Source organism: Ktedonobacter robiniae, from assembly GCF_016587375.1.
Taxonomy (GTDB): Bacteria; Chloroflexota; Ktedonobacteria; order Ktedonobacterales; family Ktedonobacteraceae; genus Ktedonobacter; species Ktedonobacter robiniae.
The window spans coordinates 819,148-837,459 of record NZ_BNJG01000001.1 but is presented as its reverse complement, the minus strand read 5'-3'; the positions used below and the strand labels follow the sequence as shown (position 1 = coordinate 837,459).

14 protein-coding genes are annotated in these 18,312 nt (G+C 55.2%); 3 read left to right on the top strand and 11 right to left on the bottom strand.

What is annotated here, in order from left to right; translation table 11 throughout:
• Positions 1-5: 5 nt before the first annotated feature.
• The 9 genes from JMJ04_RS47915 to JMJ04_RS03375 all read right to left on the bottom strand — a co-directional run bounded on the left by JMJ04_RS47915 (position 6) and on the right by JMJ04_RS03375 (position 11,874).
• Entirely contained in the window at positions 6-428 is a 423-nt protein-coding gene (locus JMJ04_RS47915; RefSeq protein WP_268887347.1) for a phosphotransferase, read from the bottom strand.
• A gap of 23 nt (positions 429-451) precedes the next feature.
• On the bottom strand, positions 452-976 hold the full coding sequence (locus JMJ04_RS47910) for a phosphotransferase family protein (protein ID WP_268887321.1): 525 nt from the start codon (positions 974-976) through the stop codon (positions 452-454).
• 21 nt (positions 977-997) lie between these two features.
• The gene (ligA, locus tag JMJ04_RS03405) at positions 998-3,100 is read right to left on the bottom strand and encodes an NAD-dependent DNA ligase LigA (protein WP_201369153.1); all 2,103 of its coding nucleotides are present in this window, start codon (positions 3,098-3,100) and stop codon (positions 998-1,000) included.
• A gap of 68 nt (positions 3,101-3,168) precedes the next feature.
• Complete coding sequence (locus JMJ04_RS03400) at positions 3,169-3,456, bottom strand: putative quinol monooxygenase (protein ID WP_201369152.1); 288 nt, start codon at positions 3,454-3,456, stop codon at positions 3,169-3,171.
• 193 nt (positions 3,457-3,649) lie between these two features.
• Positions 3,650-4,717 carry a phospholipase D-like domain-containing protein gene (locus JMJ04_RS03395; protein ID WP_201369151.1) on the bottom strand — a complete coding sequence of 356 codons (1,068 nt, stop codon included), beginning with the start codon at positions 4,715-4,717 and terminating at the stop codon, positions 3,650-3,652.
• Between the two features lie 254 nt (positions 4,718-4,971).
• Positions 4,972-7,233, bottom strand: coding sequence for a sodium-translocating pyrophosphatase (locus tag JMJ04_RS03390; protein WP_201369150.1), 2,262 nt, complete (start codon positions 7,231-7,233; stop codon positions 4,972-4,974).
• Between the two features lie 919 nt (positions 7,234-8,152).
• Positions 8,153-9,586 carry a putative manganese-dependent inorganic diphosphatase gene (locus tag JMJ04_RS03385; RefSeq protein ID WP_236037900.1) on the bottom strand — a complete coding sequence of 478 codons (1,434 nt, stop codon included), beginning with the start codon at positions 9,584-9,586 and terminating at the stop codon, positions 8,153-8,155.
• Complete coding sequence (locus JMJ04_RS03380; RefSeq protein WP_201369149.1) at positions 9,568-9,807, bottom strand: DHH family phosphoesterase; 240 nt, start codon at positions 9,805-9,807, stop codon at positions 9,568-9,570. Before JMJ04_RS03380 ends, JMJ04_RS03385 begins: the two co-directional genes overlap by 19 nt.
• Before the next feature lie 291 nt (positions 9,808-10,098).
• A complete protein-coding gene (locus JMJ04_RS03375; RefSeq protein WP_201369148.1) occupies positions 10,099-11,874 on the bottom strand; it encodes a M28 family peptidase in 1,776 nt (591 codons plus the stop codon).
• A 392-nt stretch (positions 11,875-12,266) separates the two neighbouring features.
• Here JMJ04_RS03375 and JMJ04_RS03370 point away from each other — a divergent pair, with 392 nt between their 5' ends.
• Positions 12,267-13,784 carry a WD40 domain-containing protein gene (locus JMJ04_RS03370; protein WP_201369147.1) on the top strand — a complete coding sequence of 506 codons (1,518 nt, stop codon included), beginning with the start codon at positions 12,267-12,269 and terminating at the stop codon, positions 13,782-13,784.
• A gap of 80 nt (positions 13,785-13,864) precedes the next feature.
• On the opposite strand, the gene JMJ04_RS03365 is transcribed toward JMJ04_RS03370, so the two are convergent.
• The gene (locus JMJ04_RS03365) at positions 13,865-14,968 is read right to left on the bottom strand and encodes a polyprenyl synthetase family protein (protein ID WP_201369146.1); all 1,104 of its coding nucleotides are present in this window, start codon (positions 14,966-14,968) and stop codon (positions 13,865-13,867) included.
• Positions 14,969-15,133: 165 nt separating this feature from the next.
• Positions 15,134-15,610 carry a hypothetical protein gene (locus JMJ04_RS03360; RefSeq protein WP_201369145.1) on the bottom strand — a complete coding sequence of 159 codons (477 nt, stop codon included), beginning with the start codon at positions 15,608-15,610 and terminating at the stop codon, positions 15,134-15,136.
• Between the two features lie 285 nt (positions 15,611-15,895).
• Here JMJ04_RS03360 and folP point away from each other — a divergent pair, with 285 nt between their 5' ends.
• Together folP and JMJ04_RS03350 are read left to right on the top strand one after the other, a co-directional pair.
• Positions 15,896-16,777: a dihydropteroate synthase gene (gene folP, locus JMJ04_RS03355; protein WP_201369144.1), complete on the top strand. Its 882-nt coding sequence runs from the start codon at positions 15,896-15,898 to the stop codon at positions 16,775-16,777.
• A gap of 52 nt (positions 16,778-16,829) precedes the next feature.
• Positions 16,830-18,248, top strand: coding sequence for a bifunctional folylpolyglutamate synthase/dihydrofolate synthase (locus JMJ04_RS03350; RefSeq protein WP_201369143.1), 1,419 nt, complete (start codon positions 16,830-16,832; stop codon positions 18,246-18,248).
• The last annotated feature ends 64 nt before the right edge of the window (positions 18,249-18,312 follow it).

The following is an 18,312-nucleotide window of genomic DNA, read 5'->3' as shown; positions in this document are numbered from 1 at the left end:
CCTCGTTATTTTTCTTGGTACTGAGCTAGCGTACGCTCCATGAGCTCGATCACGTCGCGTACCACGACCTCATTTACTTCCGGGGCATGGGCGAACTCGCATAAGCTGATAAGATCCAGCAGCTTAATGCAGCGATGCCAGTCTGGTGGGAGTATACCTCCTTGCACCTGGTAGCCGCGTAGAAACTGGCTCACAAAGGCCTCGGGCATCCGGTGTTCGTAGCGCAGCATATTAGCAATATCGGTCAGTGGCGAGCCCGCGAAGGCGAATTCCCAGTCCAGGACCGCACTCACCTCTCCCTCGTGTACAAGAATATTGATCCCCTTAAAGTCTGAGTGGACCAGCGCCGCCGTAGGCGGAAGCGCGTCGAGATAGCCATGTTGCGCTTCGACAAAGTTCCAGAGGCGCTGGCTAAGCTCTGGTCCCAGGCGCTCCTGAGTTGGTCCTGTGGTCAGGAAATGGCGTATGAGTTGCAGGTACGACTCATTGCCAGTAAAGGGCTCAACATGCAGACCAGGACCAAAGAAGCCTGCCTGGGGAAGGTGAAGCTGCCAATCGCAGCCAGGGTGCTCCCGACGGCGTAGCCATAGCTGTTCTGTTCCCTGGCGTCCCCTTTCTCGATAGCATCGCGGAGGAGGATACCCTCGACCCAGGTCATAATGGTATATGGCCAGGCCAGGTGCTGGCATGAGTCGTCGTGATAGAGCATGCGTGGAACGGGAACCAGTCCCTGCACGAGCTGATAGAGATCCCAGTCCTTCTGACTGCTGGCCTGGTCGCGTCGGTACACACGTAAGACAAAGGGCTCATCAAACCCGGCGAGCGTCAGTTTGTAGTTGGTGTTACAGTGCCCCTCCGTCAATAGCTCCGCCCCGATGACCTGGTGCTCGGGGAAGGCGGGGCGCGCCAGCATATTGATTGTCGCGAGATCTAACTCCACAAGTGCCTGGCGGCGTCCCCAATCTTGTTCTAGCATCGTGTATCCTTCTCTTGCTTGCTAGGAAACAGCCTGTTCGGACTGCTGGTACTGCTGGAGCAGATCCAGGAGCCACTGCTCATCATGTACAGGCACTTTGGCCTTCTGGGCCTTTGCTAGTTTTGAGCCAGCATCCTCGCCTGCGATCAGGTGGCTAAGCGACTTGCTGACGCCCGAGGCGATTGTACCGCCCAGGGTCTTAATGGACTCTTCAGCCGCTGTGCGCGTCATCGTATTTAGACGACCTGTGAGCAGGAAGCTTTGACCTGTAAGCGGACCTTCAACATGCTTACGCTCTTCACTCATATTGAGCCCTGCCGCGCGCAGGCGCTCGATTAAGGCCTGGTTCTCCTCTTGCTGGAACCACTGTGCCACGCTCTGTCCAATCTTGGGGCCAATGCCAGGTACTTCGTTGATCTGGGCTTCACTGGCGGCCATAAGCGCGTCCATATCGCCAAAGGCGTCTGCCAACAACTGAGCTGTCTTCTCGCCAACATAGCGAATATTTAGGCCGAAAAGCAGGCGCGAGAGCGAGCGTTGCTTGCTGGCCTCGATGGCGTTGAGCATGTTGTTCGCGCTCTTCTCCTTGATGCCCTCTAGTTCGAGTAGGTCATCGCGGGTCAGGTGATAGAAGTCGGAGACGCTCTGGAGATAGCCTGCCTCCATTAACTGCTCGCAGGTCTTCTCGCCAATGGTATCCATATCCATGGCGCCCTTGGAGACGAAGTGCGTAAAGCTCTCAAAGTTGCGGGCCGGGCATTGCAGGTTGGGGCAGTAGGCCATGGCCTGATCGGGGATGCGGATGATGGCCGTGCCGCAACGGGGGCAATTCTCTGGTAGGTGATAGACTTCTTCGCTCCCGGTGCGCTTCTCCATGACAGGCTTAACGACCTGGGGAATAACCTCGCCCGCACGTTGTACCAGCACCCAGTCGCCCACGCGCAGGTCTTTGCGCTGAATGTCCTCTTCGTTATGCAGCGATGCACGTGAGACGGTCACGCCACGAATATTGATGGGTTCAAGCTCGGCCCAGGGATTAACCGAGCCGGTGCGCCCAATATTGACTTTAATGTCGAGCAGACGCGTCGCAACCTGAATGGGAGGGTATTTGAAGGCGATGGCCCAGCGTGGATCACGCGCTACGACGCCTAGCTCCTCTTGATGGGCCAGGTCATTGATCTTGATGACCACGCCATCGATCTCGTAGGGGAGGTTAAAGCGCTCGTGTTCCCACTTGTTGCAGAAGGCCATGACCTCTTCAAGTGTGTGCGCCAGTTGCACATGCGGATTGAGTGGGAAGCCCCATTCTTTGATGAGCTGGAGGGTTTCCCAGTGGCTCTGGATGCGCATGCCCTGTACATAACCGATCTGGTAGCCAAAGAAATCCAGGTTGCGTGTACCTGTGATGCGGGGATCTTTCTGGCGTAGCGAGCCAGCTGCTGCATTGCGTGGGTTAGCGAAGAGCTTATTGTCAACCATCTGCTCATTGAGCTTCTCAAAGCTCTGCGTCGACATATAGATCTCGCCGCGCACCTCGACCTTCTCGGGAATGGGGGCCGCGTCGTGTAGCTTCTTGGGAATGCTGCGAATGGTGCGCACATTGGGGGTCCAGTCTTCGCCTACCAGGCCATTGCCACGTGAGGCGCCCATTGTCAGGCGTCCCTGGTCGTAGGTGAGGGCCATCGCCAGGCCATCAATTTTGAGTTCACAGACATAAGTAAAAGTGGCGTTGGGCAAAATATTCTGTGCGCGCTTGTACCAGTCATAGAGCTCTTTCTCGCTGCGGGCGTTGGCGAGGCTCAGCATTGGCACCGGGTGCCTATATTGCGCTACATCCTGCAAGGGACTACCACCCACGCGTTGCGTCGGAGACTCAGGGGTTACAAGCTCGGGATGTTCGCCCTCAATACGCTGTAGCTCAATCATGAGCTGGTCATACTCGGCGTCGGAAAGGGTAGGATTGTCCAGCACATGGTACTGGTAGTTGGCTTCCTCAATCTGGTGACGTAGCTCAGCGACGCGTTTGGCGAGCCTCTCCTCTTCCGTCTGTCCAGCGTGTTCTAAGAGGCTCTCTGACTGCTCATTGGCCTGGTCTTGCTTTGATATGGCTTGCTCTTCATCCATGCTCTCACTCCTGATAAAAAATAGCGTCTGTGGGAAATGTCTGTGGATTGTCTATACATCTATTCTTTTTAGAAGGCCTGATAGTGGAAGACTTCAGGTGTGCCTTCGAAGAGCCCGGTGATATGACTGCGCCACTGGGGGAAGAGGGGGCCTTCGCGGAAATCGACGGTATGGGCTTCGAGCGTGCTCCATGAGTTGGTGACCATAAAGCGCTCTGGCTGCTCGATACAACGTGTGGCATGCGCGGAGATGCATTCCGGATGCTGGCGAATAACCTCCAGCCCGCGAATAATACCCTGGGCCAGCTCTTCTTCTTTCCCGGCAACCGCTGTAAAAACCGCGATCTCTGTTATCATGGAAAAACCTCCTCAAAATATCCATCGTGTACACTGACCTCACCCTGGCTGTGAGGCCCTGCCCTATCCTATCACGGAATGCAAGCGGGTGGTAGTCGCGAAAATGCTTAGCTGATGCATTATCGAAAATGGCGAGAAAGCAGCATCCATCAGGAGGGAGTAGACAAGATGCTATCCCCTCCTGGTGTGCGCGTTAGCTGCCCTGGGAGTCGCTCCAGTCCTGTTGGAATGTTTGCTGGAGCGTATTGATCACATTGCCATCGGCGATGATGACTCCAAGTTCGCGGTTACGCTCAAATGAGGCCGTGGAGATGTTCTCTGACCCCACAAAAGCCTTATGGCCGTCTGCGACCATCATTTTGGCATGCATGTACAGTTTGCTGGACTCGCGAACCTTGATGTCACCATTCGTGATTGTGTCAATACCTTGCTGATTGCTATCACTACCCGATTGGGGTTGTGGCAAGACGACCTGGACCGCGACGCCGCGCTTGACGGCATTGATCAGGGCCTGTTCAACCTGCTGATCCTGCATTTCTTCCGCCTCGACGATGAGCGACTTCTGTGCCCCGTTGATGAGCGAGAGGAAGGCGCCACGCGAGTTGATCGGGCTGACCACGAGGTTTGAGCCATTGATCTGTACATCCTTGCGGTCCCAATCGGCATTGAAGATATCAATCGCGCCCTGGACATCCTGTGCGTTGGTATCAACGATGCCATATTCGCGGTTAGTCGTGCTGGAACTGCCGCCCAGGGCTGAGAGGGTCATGTTAGCTGTGAGGATATAGGCAGTCTTCCCATCGATGATCATGCCCTTCTCATGCGTAAGGGCAAACGTGGGATTGGTAGTCTTTGCCTGGACGCCAGCGGCGTTTAAGCGGTCGATGGTCTGACTAGGTGAACTAGTCCCACTACCGTAGGGATGGCCCTCAAGCATGACACGCACGTCCTTCCCACTGTGGGCGGCCTCTTCCAGGGCGCTGATAACGTGCCGCTCCGTGAGCAGGTACATCTCGACCCAGACTGATTTCTGTGCCTGGTTAATGGCATCGGTGATCACCTGGTAACCTGCATCTGGCTCGACAAAGACCTGAACGTCCTGGGAACCAGTCCCGAGACTGGTAGGTGACCCATTTGACGTATTGCTACTGCTTCCCGTCAAATCGCCGCCATTCACGTTACAGGCCGCGAGTAAGAGGGCGAGTGTTAGCAGGAGTGGTATAAGTATAGACCAGTGCGTTAACTTTGTTATTGGTTTCATCAGATATATCTCCTCGTACAAAATCCTTCCAGACCACTTATTTTTAGAAAACGCCTTCTACAATGTTATATACACTGCTTAGGGGGCGCAGCGGAAAGCACATTTTTATTACGCATGATCCAGCGAAAAGTGTGATGCACGTCATGGGATATCCTTGCTTTAGGGGGAGGGATATGACAGAAGAGCAGGCCCTTCAGTCTCCCGATAATGAGAGGCTGAAGGGCCTGCTTAAGCACTGAAAAACGTGTTTGGGCTTAGGGGTGCAGGGCCACGAAGAGCGGGGCCAGCACCAGGGTGATCGTGCTCAGTAGCTTGATCAAGACGTGTAGCGAGGGACCCGCCGTATCCTTGAAGGGATCGCCGACGGTGTCGCCAACTACGCTGGCCTTGTGGGCCTCGCTTTTCTTACCCAGGATGATGCCGTCCGGATCGAGTGAATCAACGACCTCACCTTTTTCATTTACGCGTAGGTAGCCAGCCTCAATGAACTTTTTGGCGTTATCCCAGGCACCACCACCGTTATTGAGGAAGAGGGCCATCACGATACCACCCATGGTGCCAACCATGAGCAGGCCCGCGCCGGCCTGGGGACCCAGGATCGTCCCTACCGCGATAGGCGTCAGCACGGCGATGACTCCAGGCAGGATCATAGCGCGCAGGGCGCCACGCGTGCTGATATCGACGCAACGCGCGTAATCAGGATCGACGCGGTCTTCAACCTTCTCAGCCATGATCTTGGGATTCTCGCGGAACTGGCGACGCACCTCTTCGATCATGTTCTGCGCGGCTCTACTGACCGCGCGGATGGCAAGCGAGCTAAAGAAGAAGATGAGCGTCAGGCCGAGCAGCGCCGCGATAAAGACTGTGATGTTCGACAGGTCCACATGGTAGACGTCGGGATTTTTCGTGTAGGAGAAAAGCACATCCAGATAGGCGCTGAATAGCAGGAACGCGGCCAGGGCGGCTGAGCCAATGCCATAGCCCTTGGTCAGGGCCTTGGTGGTGTTGCCAACGCTATCCAGGGCATCGGTCACATCGCGTACAGCTTCAGGCTGATTGCTCATCTCGGTGATTCCACCGGCGTTATCGGTGATGGGACCAAAGGTATCCATCGCCAGAACATAGGCGCAGCTCATGAGCATACCCATAGTCGCGACCGCGGTTCCATAGATGCCGCCAGGATTGATCGCCGTGGGGAGACCGCTACTGGTTGGGAAGGTAACGTGGCTTCCAAGGAAGAAGGAGAGACCAAGAGCGCAACTAATCGCAATAACGGGAAGCGCCACGCACTCGAAGCCGACTGAGATGCCGGAAATGATGGTTGTCGCCGGGCCGGTGAGCGAGGCCGCCGCGATCTCACGCACAGGCCGCCAGGTACCGGAGGTATAGTACTGTGTGATATAGACAAAGGCGATGCTGAGCACAATGCCAACGAGACCTGACAGACCATACCAGACCCAGGGGGCAAGCCCCGCGGCACCGACCGCTTTGCTGTCGCCAAACAGGAGATAGCTGCCCACAAAGACGCCTATACCTGCGAGGATACAGGTAATCCAGTAGCCAATAGTCAGCTGGCGCATGGCAATATCGCCAGGATCGCGACCCGCGGCCTTATCAGGCTCAATGACGGCCGATTTGCGCACCGAGAGCAGGCCAATAGAGGAGGCAATCAAGCCAAATGCGCTCATAACCAGGGGGAAGAGGATCCAACTCGGGCTTCCCGTGGCTGTATAGAGCGTAACACCCAGAATCATCGCGCCGATATTCTCGGCGGCGGTGGACTCGAACAGGTCTGCACCACGACCCGCGCAGTCGCCAACGTTATCTCCCACCAGATCCGCAATGACGGCGGGGTTACGTGGATCATCTTCGGGAATGTTGGCCTCAACCTTGCCCACCAGGTCCGCGCCGACGTCAGCGGCCTTGGTGTAGATGCCACCACCTAGTTGCGCGAAAAGCGCGACAAAGCTAGCACCAAAGCCAAAGCCGATGATGAGCGAAGGCGCCACCGAAGGGTTGCTCAGGCCGTTATAGACTGTGAAGAGAAGCGAGACGCCTAACAACGAGAGCGCCACCACCAGGAAACCGGAGACCGCGCCGCCGCGTAGCGAGACAATCAGGGCCTCGCCCAGGCTGCGCGTGGCCGCGCTGGCGGTACGGCTATTGGATTTGACCGCCACGTACATACCAATGTAGCCTGAGAGGCCTGAGCAGAGCGCGCCAATGATGAAGGCAATCGCTGTGTGCCAGGCGAGCGAGAGGCGGTCAGCGTCGGTACCCTTACTAAATAGGTAAAGGACGGTGGCTACAACAATGGCCGCAACGATAGAGAGCGTCGCGATGGTGCGATATTGGCGGTTGAGAAAGGCCATGGCGCCCTGGAAAATGGCGTTCGCGACTTTTTGCATTGCAGGCGTGCCCGTATCCTTGCGTAGGACCGAGTTTGCCAGGCTAATGGCAAAGATGATAGCGAGCACCCCAACGACGATGGGTACCCAAATATAATAGTTACTCACAATACCTCCTTACAGGGATGAGGGTGATGTGATCCGCGTTGATCAACTCACTTGCGTTTTTCTGAATGCTCTTGTCTTGCATTCAGATCAGCCGGAGGCTAGACGCGGAGCGCCGTCTCTGAATGAGCATGAAGTGTGTGGGCCTCAACAAAGTTATCAGGTGCATAGTTCACAAATGCTGGCTTTCTCACAATCCCCTCCGCCTCTTAGGCTCAGCGCTCCTGATCCCAACTTCTGTGGAAAACCCGAGTCGAAAGATAGTGTAACATACGCGCGTCTTCTGTGACAAGAGTATTCTATTTAATCTGAGGCACAGCGTGTTATGAAGTGGAATCAAAAAAAGTCTACTAAGCGTACAATTGTTACACTCATACCCAAACACTGTCTGCTTGTCACGGTGATATATGTATTTCTACCTCTAAACTCCGCAATATTACGAGTAAAGATACGTTTATTGTGGGTAAAAAGAATAAATGCTGCCAAATGGTATTAGAGGCAATAGTTGTAAGAGATTGTAGCTTAAAATTAAGCATGCGCAATTCTCTTGGCTGGCATGTAGAGCCTTTTGAACGTTACTGTTGAGTATTTGAACGCCCTCCGTCTAAGGGATATTTTGCAAATAATGTAGTCGGCAAATGTATATTTAGTGTGAATATTGCATAGCTAGTAGGCTGAGAAATTGGTTGTAAACAGCACATACGCTAAAGTGGTGAAATGTGATGGTGCGCAAAGCATGAAATGACTGTTTTGCTAGGATCAGGCCAAAAAGAGGCGCGATAGAGGTGGAAAATTATTGTAACTGCTGTTTATATAGACTATGTGTGAGTGGCCTGGCGCTACTGGCATATGCCAGTAGCGCCAGGCCACTCTTATCCCTATTCTCTTGTGTATTTCTTTGGCAGCAGCGTAACGGAGATGCCTAGTGAACGCCCGCGTGGTTCTCGATCAGGTGCTGGATGCGAGAGAGTTGAGGTACCATCTGCTTCTTACGCGAGACCATGCCCTCAACCATAATGGAATGCCCGCCAGCTTCGAGCGGAACGTTAAAGGCATCGGCCGTCGCGCCCTCGTAGCCATGAATGAGGAGGTGGCAATTCATATTGATTATATCGACAATCATGAATAGGAAGGAGGTGTAGTTATGCTTCTGCGAGAGCAGTTTCATTGTTTCCAGCAACTCGGTGGCCCGCTTCTCTACCACGGCGGGGCTGGCAGTCTCTACCGTGCCAACCGCGAAGGTGACGTCCTGAACCGTAAACTCCTTGAAGTCTGAGGTCAGCAGTTCCTCGGCGCTACGGTCGTTGAGTTCACTGGCACCCGCTTCAAAGGCGGCCTGACCAAACTCCTGTAAGTCGACCTGTGCGATGGTGGCTAACTTATGTGCGACCTCGACATCGCGTGGTGTGCAGGTTGGTGAACGTAGGATCAGTGTATCATAGAGCAAGCCTGCGAGCATGAGGCCAGCGACATCGCGTGGAATTTCGATGTCGGCTTCGCGGTAGAGGCTATAAATCAGGGTGCCGGTGCAGCCTACAGGCTCCGAGCGGAAGAAAATGGGCTTGTTCGTATGCACATTGGCGATGCGGTGATGGTCGATAATACCCAGGAGTTCGGCCTCTTCCGCGCCGTCAATTGACTGCGAGGGTTCGTTGTGGTCCACGAGGAAGATACGCTTAGGGCGAGCCTTTAAGATATCACTACGCGTAATGAAGCCGACGAGTTTCCCCTCATTGTCCATGACTGTGAGCGAGCGTTCGCGTTGTAGTTTGGCCTGCACATCGCTCATCAAATCGTCGGGATGGCAGGAGGCGAACTCGCGCTCCATGAGATCTTCAACACAGATGCTCAGGTTGATCAGGCGCACAGCGGTAAAGGTATGATAGCTGGTGCTTAAGATCATAACCCCTTGTTCGCGAGCGGCTGATAGGACCTGCTCGGAGACATTGAGATCGCCTGTGATGACCAGGGCGGCGGCTCCGCGCTGGATCGCGGTCAGCTGGGCATCCTCGCGGTTGCCAATTACCACGAGGCAGCCTGGCTCGACATAGTCAGCCATGCTCTCAGCCTGCATGGCACCGACAAGGACCCGGTTGCCCAACTTGCGCTGGCCTTCGACAAGGACGCGCCCCTTCAGGACTTTGATCAGATTATTGCGCTTGAGGGGGATGCGATTGACGGTCTGGGGATCGAGATCATGGAAGAAAAGTTTGGCAAAATCTTTATTGGTGATAATTCCATACACTTTATTCTCGTCATCCACCACGGGCATAGTCTGCCGGTTGTGTTCCTGCATCATCTGCCCAGCCTCAAGCAGGGACTGATTGAGATGCGCTGTCAGGACATCCTGGCGCATAAAATCCTGTACTTGCAGGTAGATATGTTCCAGGGCCTGGGGGGCGTGACCTGGAAGCGCTCGAGCGCATAGCGAATTTCCGGCTTGAGTTGACCGTGACGAGCGGGTATAACATTCTCCTGGCCCTGAAGCTGTAAGAGGCGCGCATAGGCATAAGCCGAGGCCACGGAGTCCATATCTGAATTTTTATGTCCGATTACATAGATAGGCTGTTGTGCCATAGATGAAATTTCTCCAAATCAGGCTGCTTCTGTGCTTGCTTGGTGTATAGGTGACCATCGAATTATCGCTAGATTTGCAAGCATCGTCAAGTAGTGTTGGCTCAGATTCAATGTAACAATTGTATCATGGTTGGCTGCTTTCGCAAGTGGTTTAGCCTCTAAAGGCCTTTGCCATGCCCTTTTATTCTTATGCAACGTCTGCTACAAAGATAGCGTGTGAAGCGATGAACCTCTTCGGCGTTTTTCGCTTCACACACTTGACACTGAATGTGGTAGGCGCAGTGCCGTCTCTTAGACTTTTTTCTGGTTATGTAGGCGGCGGCTAACGAGCCACCAGGTCAATCCGCCAACGATAAGTAAGATACCTAAGGCAATGAGCCAGTAGATAAAAACGGGCTGTGCCTCCGTTTGCCTGGGCGTATTGGTTGCGACTACCTGGGTGTGTATGACGCTATCTGTTAAGGCATCATTGGCCGTTGGCAGTGGGACCGCTGGATTTCGGCGTGGTGTCCCACCGGGTTGGTATGCAGCATAGGGATTATCAAACGTCTGGGCCTTGTCCGCGATGGTGAGCGTTTTGCTGATCTTGCGCGTTCCCGATGTGTTGCTGGCTGTTAGGGTTAGCGTGTAGGTGTCAGCGTGCGTATATGCATGAGAAACGGTACTCCCCGTGGCCCTGGCTCCATCACCGAAGTCCCAGGCGTATTGTACGGGCTCGTTCTTTCCCGTGGGATCATAGCCTTGCGCACTCAGGCTGATTGGTTGCTGCGTAACGGTTTTGCCTATATCAGCTATATCGGCAATTGGCCCTGGGAGAAGCGTGTTCTTGCTCGTCTCGCCAGCGATATCGGGCTGGTGAAGCATCCAGGTTGTTATCATGCCTGGCAGCGCCAGGGCCAGCGTCAGGGCATTAGATTTCTTTGATCCTCCCTGTGCAAAGGTATTCATGAGTTGAATAGTATCGTCACGCTGGTCGTAGGGATAGGACCATGCGGGTGGATGGTTGTCATAATATGTTGCGTTCCCGACGATAGTCGCGCAGGGAAGCCCCGCCAGGGTAAATGGCATTTGGTCGCTTGATCCCAGGGTATCATCCTCAACCTTGACCAGGCTTAGTTGCTCAGGTGTAAAGATGGGTTGTGCTACCTCCTGCGAGCCATCGTGATAGGTGAGTCCTTTATAGCCCATGGCCTGAAACTGTTGGAAGACCGCGGGCAGCGCTTGCCCCAGCAAGTTACGAAAGCGCTGGATATGCTGGCGTTGCTCGCTCGAAAGGGCTTCTTGATGAGGGTAGAGTTCATTTGATTGCAGCGGCGAGACATCGATTGTGAGCGGAAGCTGCGGATTGGCGAGCTGTCCCAGGTAGCGCAGAGGGTAGGCGATCCCGTTTTGTTCTTCATTAAACATGGCGACGATATTCTTCATGTCGCCATTGGCGAACTCGTTTGCATATTGAAATGAGCCATATAAGCCCTGCTCTTCAGCATCGAAGAGAACGAAACGCAATGTGCGTGCTGGATAGACCTGGTTGGCGCGCCAGAACTGGCCCAGGGCCCTGGCGATACCTAACTCAATGGCACAGCCGCTGGCGTCATCATAGGCTGATTGGGTTGAGATGGCTTCTCCATCATAATGACAGCCAATGACGACGATCTGTTCGGGATGCAACGCCCCTGGAACGCTCTTCTCAATGTTGTATGCGGGCGAGGTCGCGGCTCGCCCGGACCAGCCCTTGATAGAGAATGCATCTCGCGTTTCTAATGAGGCAAACCCCTGCAAATTGCGAGTCATCTCCTGCATCCAGTAGTTCGCAAAGCCTGTGTGACCATTCTGTCCAGCTACCTGAGTGTTATCGTATCCGGCCTCGCGGTGCTGAAAGCGGGTCGCCATGGTTGCGAGCTGCGTATAGATATAATCCGGCTCGACTGTAGGGAAGCTGCTCGTTACCTGGACCTGGTGTGCCTGCCTATGTGACTGCCCACTGGACCCGGCCAGTACGACTGAAGACCCAAGTAACTGTATACACAGACAGAGCAGTAACGCAAGTGATAGTGAGTGCCTGGACATGATGAAATGCTCCTTGTTGTCGCTCTTCAGGCAGGCATTAGTGTACCTCGCTGTCTGTCTGGGAAGAAGCAAGCATGCATATCTCTATACATCGAGGTGAGCGGCCTGAAATCAATATGCTCGCTTGGCGCAAATCTCTAATAAAACTATGCAGGTTCGCGGCTCAATATCACAAATACGTTATCTTAATGCCTTAGCTATCTTCTTGCTATTGCATCCTGAGCCTGACTTACGTATTGTAGGGCGCTGGTGAAGAAAGTGAGAAGAGTTGCTAGAAAAGTAGCCTATTCTACTTATTTTTTGCTGGCAAAACAAGACATCATGCTACACTGTGATCCATAAATACAAATATAGCGCGTATTTGTCTCGTAGACAGGATAATTGGGAGGCCTATGCGTACACTTGAAGTGCTTATTGAGAAGGACGCCTTTAGTGTGCCTCAGCCGCTAGAGGTGGTGGCGGATACGCCGGTGTCGGCCCTGGTCCCTACGCTCGTGGATGAATTTCACCTGCCCCAGACGGATCTCTTCGGCCAGAGGTTGAACTATCGGCTTCGTCCTACTCCAGGTGGCGACGTGTTGCCAGAGAATATCACTCTGGCCAGGGCAGGTATTACCACCGGGACACGCCTGATGCTTGAGGCCTCGGTCGCTGGTGAGGGAGACCTGTTGTTTGCGCCTTTAATGGACGCGTCTCAAAGTGCTGCATCTCCTGGTAATTCCTTGCATAGTTCGCAGACAATGGATGATGAGACAGGGTTCTCGCCCTTGCGAGAGCCTTCTTTACCCAAAAAAAGGAAAAAGCAGAGCCGGCGGGCATTTCTAGTGCTGGGTGGTCTTGCCCTGGTTGGTGGTGGTGTAGCCTATGCTGGTGTTCATGTTTGGCTACCTGGCCCCTTGCATCCAGCTATGCAGCCGCAAGGCCAAATGCCCGCGAAAAGCAAGAATGCCACCCCTCCTCCTACACCAGCGAAGCCGCAAGTCCCCAATAGTGCCAAGACAATCACTATCTTTGCCCACCACCAGGGGCAGATACAGTGTGTCCGCTGGTCCCCTGATGGGCAGATGATCGCCAGTGGGGGCAATGATGCACGCGTGTATCTCTGGCAGCCTAATGGAACCATCACGCAGAACTTTCAGTTGCCAGCACCTGTCTCAGCTCTGGCCTGGGCGCCAGATGGGCAGCGGCTGGCGGTGGGCGCGAATACGCAGGTAACCTTTTTTAATACGGGACAGAAGACCATGCTGGGGCGTCCCGTACGCGCCCATATCGGACGTGTGACGAGCCTGGCCTGGGCTGGACAGGGTGGGCAACAGGTTGTCTCGGGAGGGCTGGATCATCGGGCCATCGTCTGGGACAGCACAACCTATCGCCCTCTCCACGTGTTTCAGCGTCATACGACCGCGATAGAATCCGTCTCCTGGAACGCGGCTGGAGATGTGGTTGCCTCCTCTTCGCTGGGGGGCGTCATACGCGTCTGGCGGGCCGCGACGGTCAAGGAGACACACGGACTCTTTATGGATGTGGCCCCCACCATGCGCGCCGTTGCCTTTGAGCCGGGAGGGATGCGTCTGGCCTCTGCGGGTAGCGATGGAGTATTGCGTATCTGGAATGGGGAGGCCTGCCAGCAACCGGGGCAGGGACGTTTTGGCCCACAGTGCATGGATACGCCGATGCGCCTGCCTGTTACCAAAGCTGCGTTGCTAAGCCTGGCCTGGTCACCAGATGGACGCTTTATCGCGGTAGGGGGCCAGGACGGTACCCTGACGTTCTTCTATCCCGAGAAGAGCCAGAAGCCTCTATTTGTTATGCATCAGGGGACTGCCGTGACGAGTGTCGCCTGGAGCCATGATGGGAAGCATGTCGTTACGGCGACTGGCCAGAACGCGACCGTCTGGGAGTTGCTATAGACGACGCTGCTGAAGCACGCGTCTACATATGACCTTCCATGATATGTAGACGCGTGCTTCAGCAGCGTCGGGCCGGCACACTACTGCGCGGCTGCGGCCACGAAGTCGATCAAGACACGCATGTCTTCCATCGCTCGTGTCGAGACCTCGGCTTGTTGTGCGGGGACGCTGGCCAGGGCCTCGCGTGCTCGCTCACTCTGTTGGGCCAGAAACTGGCGGCAATAGTCACGCGTTCCCGTGCGCTCCAGAATGGCCAGCACCTCGTCGACCTGCTCCTTCTCCAGTGGCTCTGTCTGCTGGTAGATGCGCGTCAGCGTGGTCTGTTCTTCGGGCGTGGCCTGTTCACGTGCATGGAGGATGGGGAGACTCTGCTTGTGGCGGTAGATATCGCCTGCTTCGGTCTTGCCCAGTTCTTCTCTGCTGCCCCAGACGCCCAGGAGATCGTCGCGCACCTGAAAGGCGATGCCAATGGCCTCGCCAAAGCTGCGCAGGCGTGTGATAGCCTCTTCGTTGCGTGTGCTCAGTCTCGCGCCCATCTCCGCCGAGCAAGCCATCAATTCAGCCGTCTTGCGACGAATCATGTCGATATACATGGAGACCGTGATATCCTGGCGTCCCTCAAAGCTCACGTCCAGGTATTGACCCTCGGCAACGACTAAACATGCCTTATCCAGGCACGCACCCAGGCGAGCTGCGATGTCGCCCTCGACGCCCTCATCAAGGACGCCCCAGAGCGCCAGGCGCGAGAGCGCAAACATGCCATCACCGGAGTTGATGCCATTGGGCATGCCCCACACTGTCCACAGGGTTGGGCGATGGTGCCGCTCAGTATCCCCATCAACGATATCATCATGAATCAATGTGAAGTTATGGGTTAGCTCGACTGCGGCGGCAGCTGGCAGAGCCCGGCGCAGGTAGTCTGGATTGCTTGTCTGTTCCCAGGAGCCGACAGCCTCATAGGCTAGCAAGAGCAAGGTTGGGCGCAGAAGTTTGCCGGCGTTGCTCCGTATGGCCTGGAAGTGGCGATCAACCCAGCCCAGGTGATAGCGCATCTGCCCATAATACTCTTGAAGGTTATGAGTGTCATCACGCTCAGCGAGACGCTCGAAGGCGCTATGAAGCGCGCTATCAATCGCCTGCTGGTGGCGAAGTAATGTTGCTTGTAGCGTTGATGTTAAGGTCATAAACGTACGAATCTTTCCTTACGGAGTGTTCTCAGCATCTGCGACGCTTCGCAGGGGTCAGGGTGTGCGGACGGTAGCCGCGTACGCAAATAGCGGCTACTGCTCCACACACCCTGACCTGGCGAGCCACGCAGTGGCGAGAAGTCCTGAATAGATAGGCCCCAATTATGGTTTAATATAATACAAGCCAAGCGCGAGCACGGCGCCGATAAGTGCCAGGCTGCCAGCTATTCCCCTGATGCCACCGATGCGATAGAACGGGGAACAGAGATCGCAGTAGCGGTTGGTATACTGGTAGCGATGACCGCGCATACCTTCACGAATGATCGTCACATCCTCAGTTTTGCGCCTGGTATGTAACTCGTCACAAATATGGCGACCACAGCCCTTACACTGAAAGTGATCGACAAAATGCGACGTCTTCGAAATAGACCATTGATCCGGATAGACCTGGGTTCCACAGACGTAGCAGACTTGAGTACTGGCTAGGCGCATCTGCTTCTCTGCACAGGGTGAATGTTGCTGCTTGGGAAAGTGATCCTGGCAGAAACCCTGATGACAATCTGGACAACGCCCAAGCGCCTCGGCATCACACTCTTTACATCGGCGGCTAGGGCTTACACGATGAAGACGTTTTGGCACATTCCTTAGGGTCATAATACGTATGCTCTCACAATCTTTTTTCTCGGTCTGGCGGATTACATTGAGCGTTATTGGATTATACATGGTTCTAATGCTTATTATATCAAGCCTGTCGCAAGTATAACATTTGCACATTGCCCCAGACAACGAAACAGGCTATTATGTCAGCAAGGTCCTTGTTAGCTGGTGTTGTGGGCCGAAACGCCATGCGCTGCTAAAGCATGCGTCGGCCGGAAGCTGGATCAGCTTATATTTGGCATATCTCTTATTATAGAGGTTAGATAGATGGCGTTCTCTCTTTCCCTGGCTCCCACAATCTGGCGTCAGCATCGCCTGGAGTGGGGCCAACAAACGTATGTTATGGGGATCGTGAATGTGACCCCCGATTCCTTTTCAGGTGATGGCCTGCGACGCGAGGAACTGGCTCCTGATGAAGTAGCTCAGCGCGCGCTGATCCAGGCCCAGGCCTTTGTTGCTGAAGGGGCGCGCATGATTGATGTGGGCGGTGAGTCCACGCGCCCAGGCTTCCCGGCTGTCTCCGCGCAGGAGGAGATGCAGCGCGTTCTCCCTGTGATCAGGGCTCTGCGTGCCTCCTTGCCTGCGGAGGTAATTATCTCTGTCGATACCTATAAGGCCGAGGTGGCAGAGAAGGCCCTGGAGGCCGGGGCCGATATGCTCAACGATATCTGGGGCCTGCACAAAGATTCCCGCATGGCCCAGGTCGCCCACGCGCATGGCGTGCCAATCGTACTTATGGCGAACATGCGCGAGACCGTGAAGCATGAGATTGTCAGTGATGTCACGCGTTTCCTCGCGCGCAGCATCGATATGGCTTTAGCAACTGGTGTGCCCTGGGAGCATCTGGTCATCGATCCCGGCATAGGCTTTGGCACGACCTCGCATGAGAACCTGGCGCTCTTGCATCGCCTGGGCGAACTGCGAACCCTTAGCCGTCCCATCCTGTTGGGAACCTCACGTAAGTCAACTATTGGTCAGATTTTGGGGGGTGTGCCTCCCGAAGAGCGCGTCGAGGGAACCGCTGCCACTGTGGCGCTGGGTATTGCCCAGGGAGCCGATATCGTGCGCGTCCACGACGTACGTGAGATGATGCGTGTCGTGAAGATGAGCGACGCCGTCGTGCGCGGCAGCTACACTCTTCCATCCTGATTCCTGCGCTTTTGTTTATAGCGCAGTCGGCAAGTAAAGGAAAACATCTACCGTGAATTACCAGGAAGCACTCGCCTACATTTATGGCTTTACTGACTATGAGCGTAGCGGCAAGTATACCCGTGATCGCAACGAGAATCTCACGCGCACCGCACGCTTGCTGGAACTCCTTGAGAACCCTCATCGCAAGTACACTAATACGCTGATCGCGGGCACTAAGGGCAAGGGTTCGACGGCGGCAATGATCGAGCGCGTGCTTCGCGAGGCTGGCAGCACCACCGGGCTTTATACCCAGCCTGATCTGCACACCTTCCGCGAACGTATACGCGTCAACGGCGCCCTGATCGCAGAAGACGAGGTGGCTGAGTTGATTCCCACAATCAAACATGAGGTGGAGCAGATTCAAGCCAGCCAGGAGTATGGTCCCTTTATCACCTATGAGATCGGCACGGCACTGGCTTTCCTCTATTTCGCGCAACGGCAGGTACAGCATGCCGTCGTGGAAGTGGGCCTGGGTGGCCGCCTGGACGCTACCAATCTCACGCACCCTCTCGTATCGGTCATTACCTCTATTAGCTATGATCATATGAATGTGCTTGGCAATACGCTGCGGGAGATCGCGACAGAGAAGGCCGGTATCATCAAGGATCACGGCATCGTGGTTACCTCTGCGTACGATTCCGAGGCTCTGTTAGCCATCGCGGCGGTCGCCAGGCAGCGTGAGGCTCGCATGATCCGTGTTGGACATGCGGATGCAGATCCAGCCCAGCAGGAGGTTGAGGTGGGCAAGCTACCACCCTTAAGCTATCGCTATCGCCTGGAGGAGCGCCTGGGGGAGCGCCAGCGCTTTAGCGTCTGGACGCCACAACGCGAATATACGGGCCTCGAGCTGGCTCTGGCTGGCGAGCATCAGTTAGAGAATGCAGCGGTCGCGCTGGCAACTCTGGAGCAGTTGCGCGAGCAGGGCCTGACCTGGGATGAGGACGCCTTGCGCCGCGGTCTGGCCTCTGTACAGTGGCCTGCACGTATCGAGGTCGTAGGACGCCAGCCTACCATCGTCGTCGATGGCGCGCATAATACCGACTCGATGCAGAAGCTCGTACAGGCCCTGCGCACAACCTTTGCGCCTCGTCGCCTGCTCTTTGTCCTGAGCACCTCGAAGGACAAGGATCAGGAGGGCATGATCCAGACCCTCGCTGACGCTGACGTCGTTGTCTTGACCAGTATGCATAACCCACGCGTTACCCCGCTGGAGACGCTCTCCTCGCTCTTCGCCCAGCATGCCCCTGGCGTCGAACTCCACAGCGCCCCCACAAGCGAAGAGGCCCTCGACCTCGCCGTGCGCCTGGCTGAGAAGGACGACCTGGTCTGCGCCACCGGCTCCATCTACCTCGCGGGCGAAGCCATCCGCTGGGCCGCCGCCCGGGGCGACCAGCGCGCCGCCGACGAAATAGAGGGCGTCGATCATTAACCTCTTATTATTATCGTGAGCAAAAAACTGGAAATGAGTGAGCATGAGTGCATTGGGCAGATGC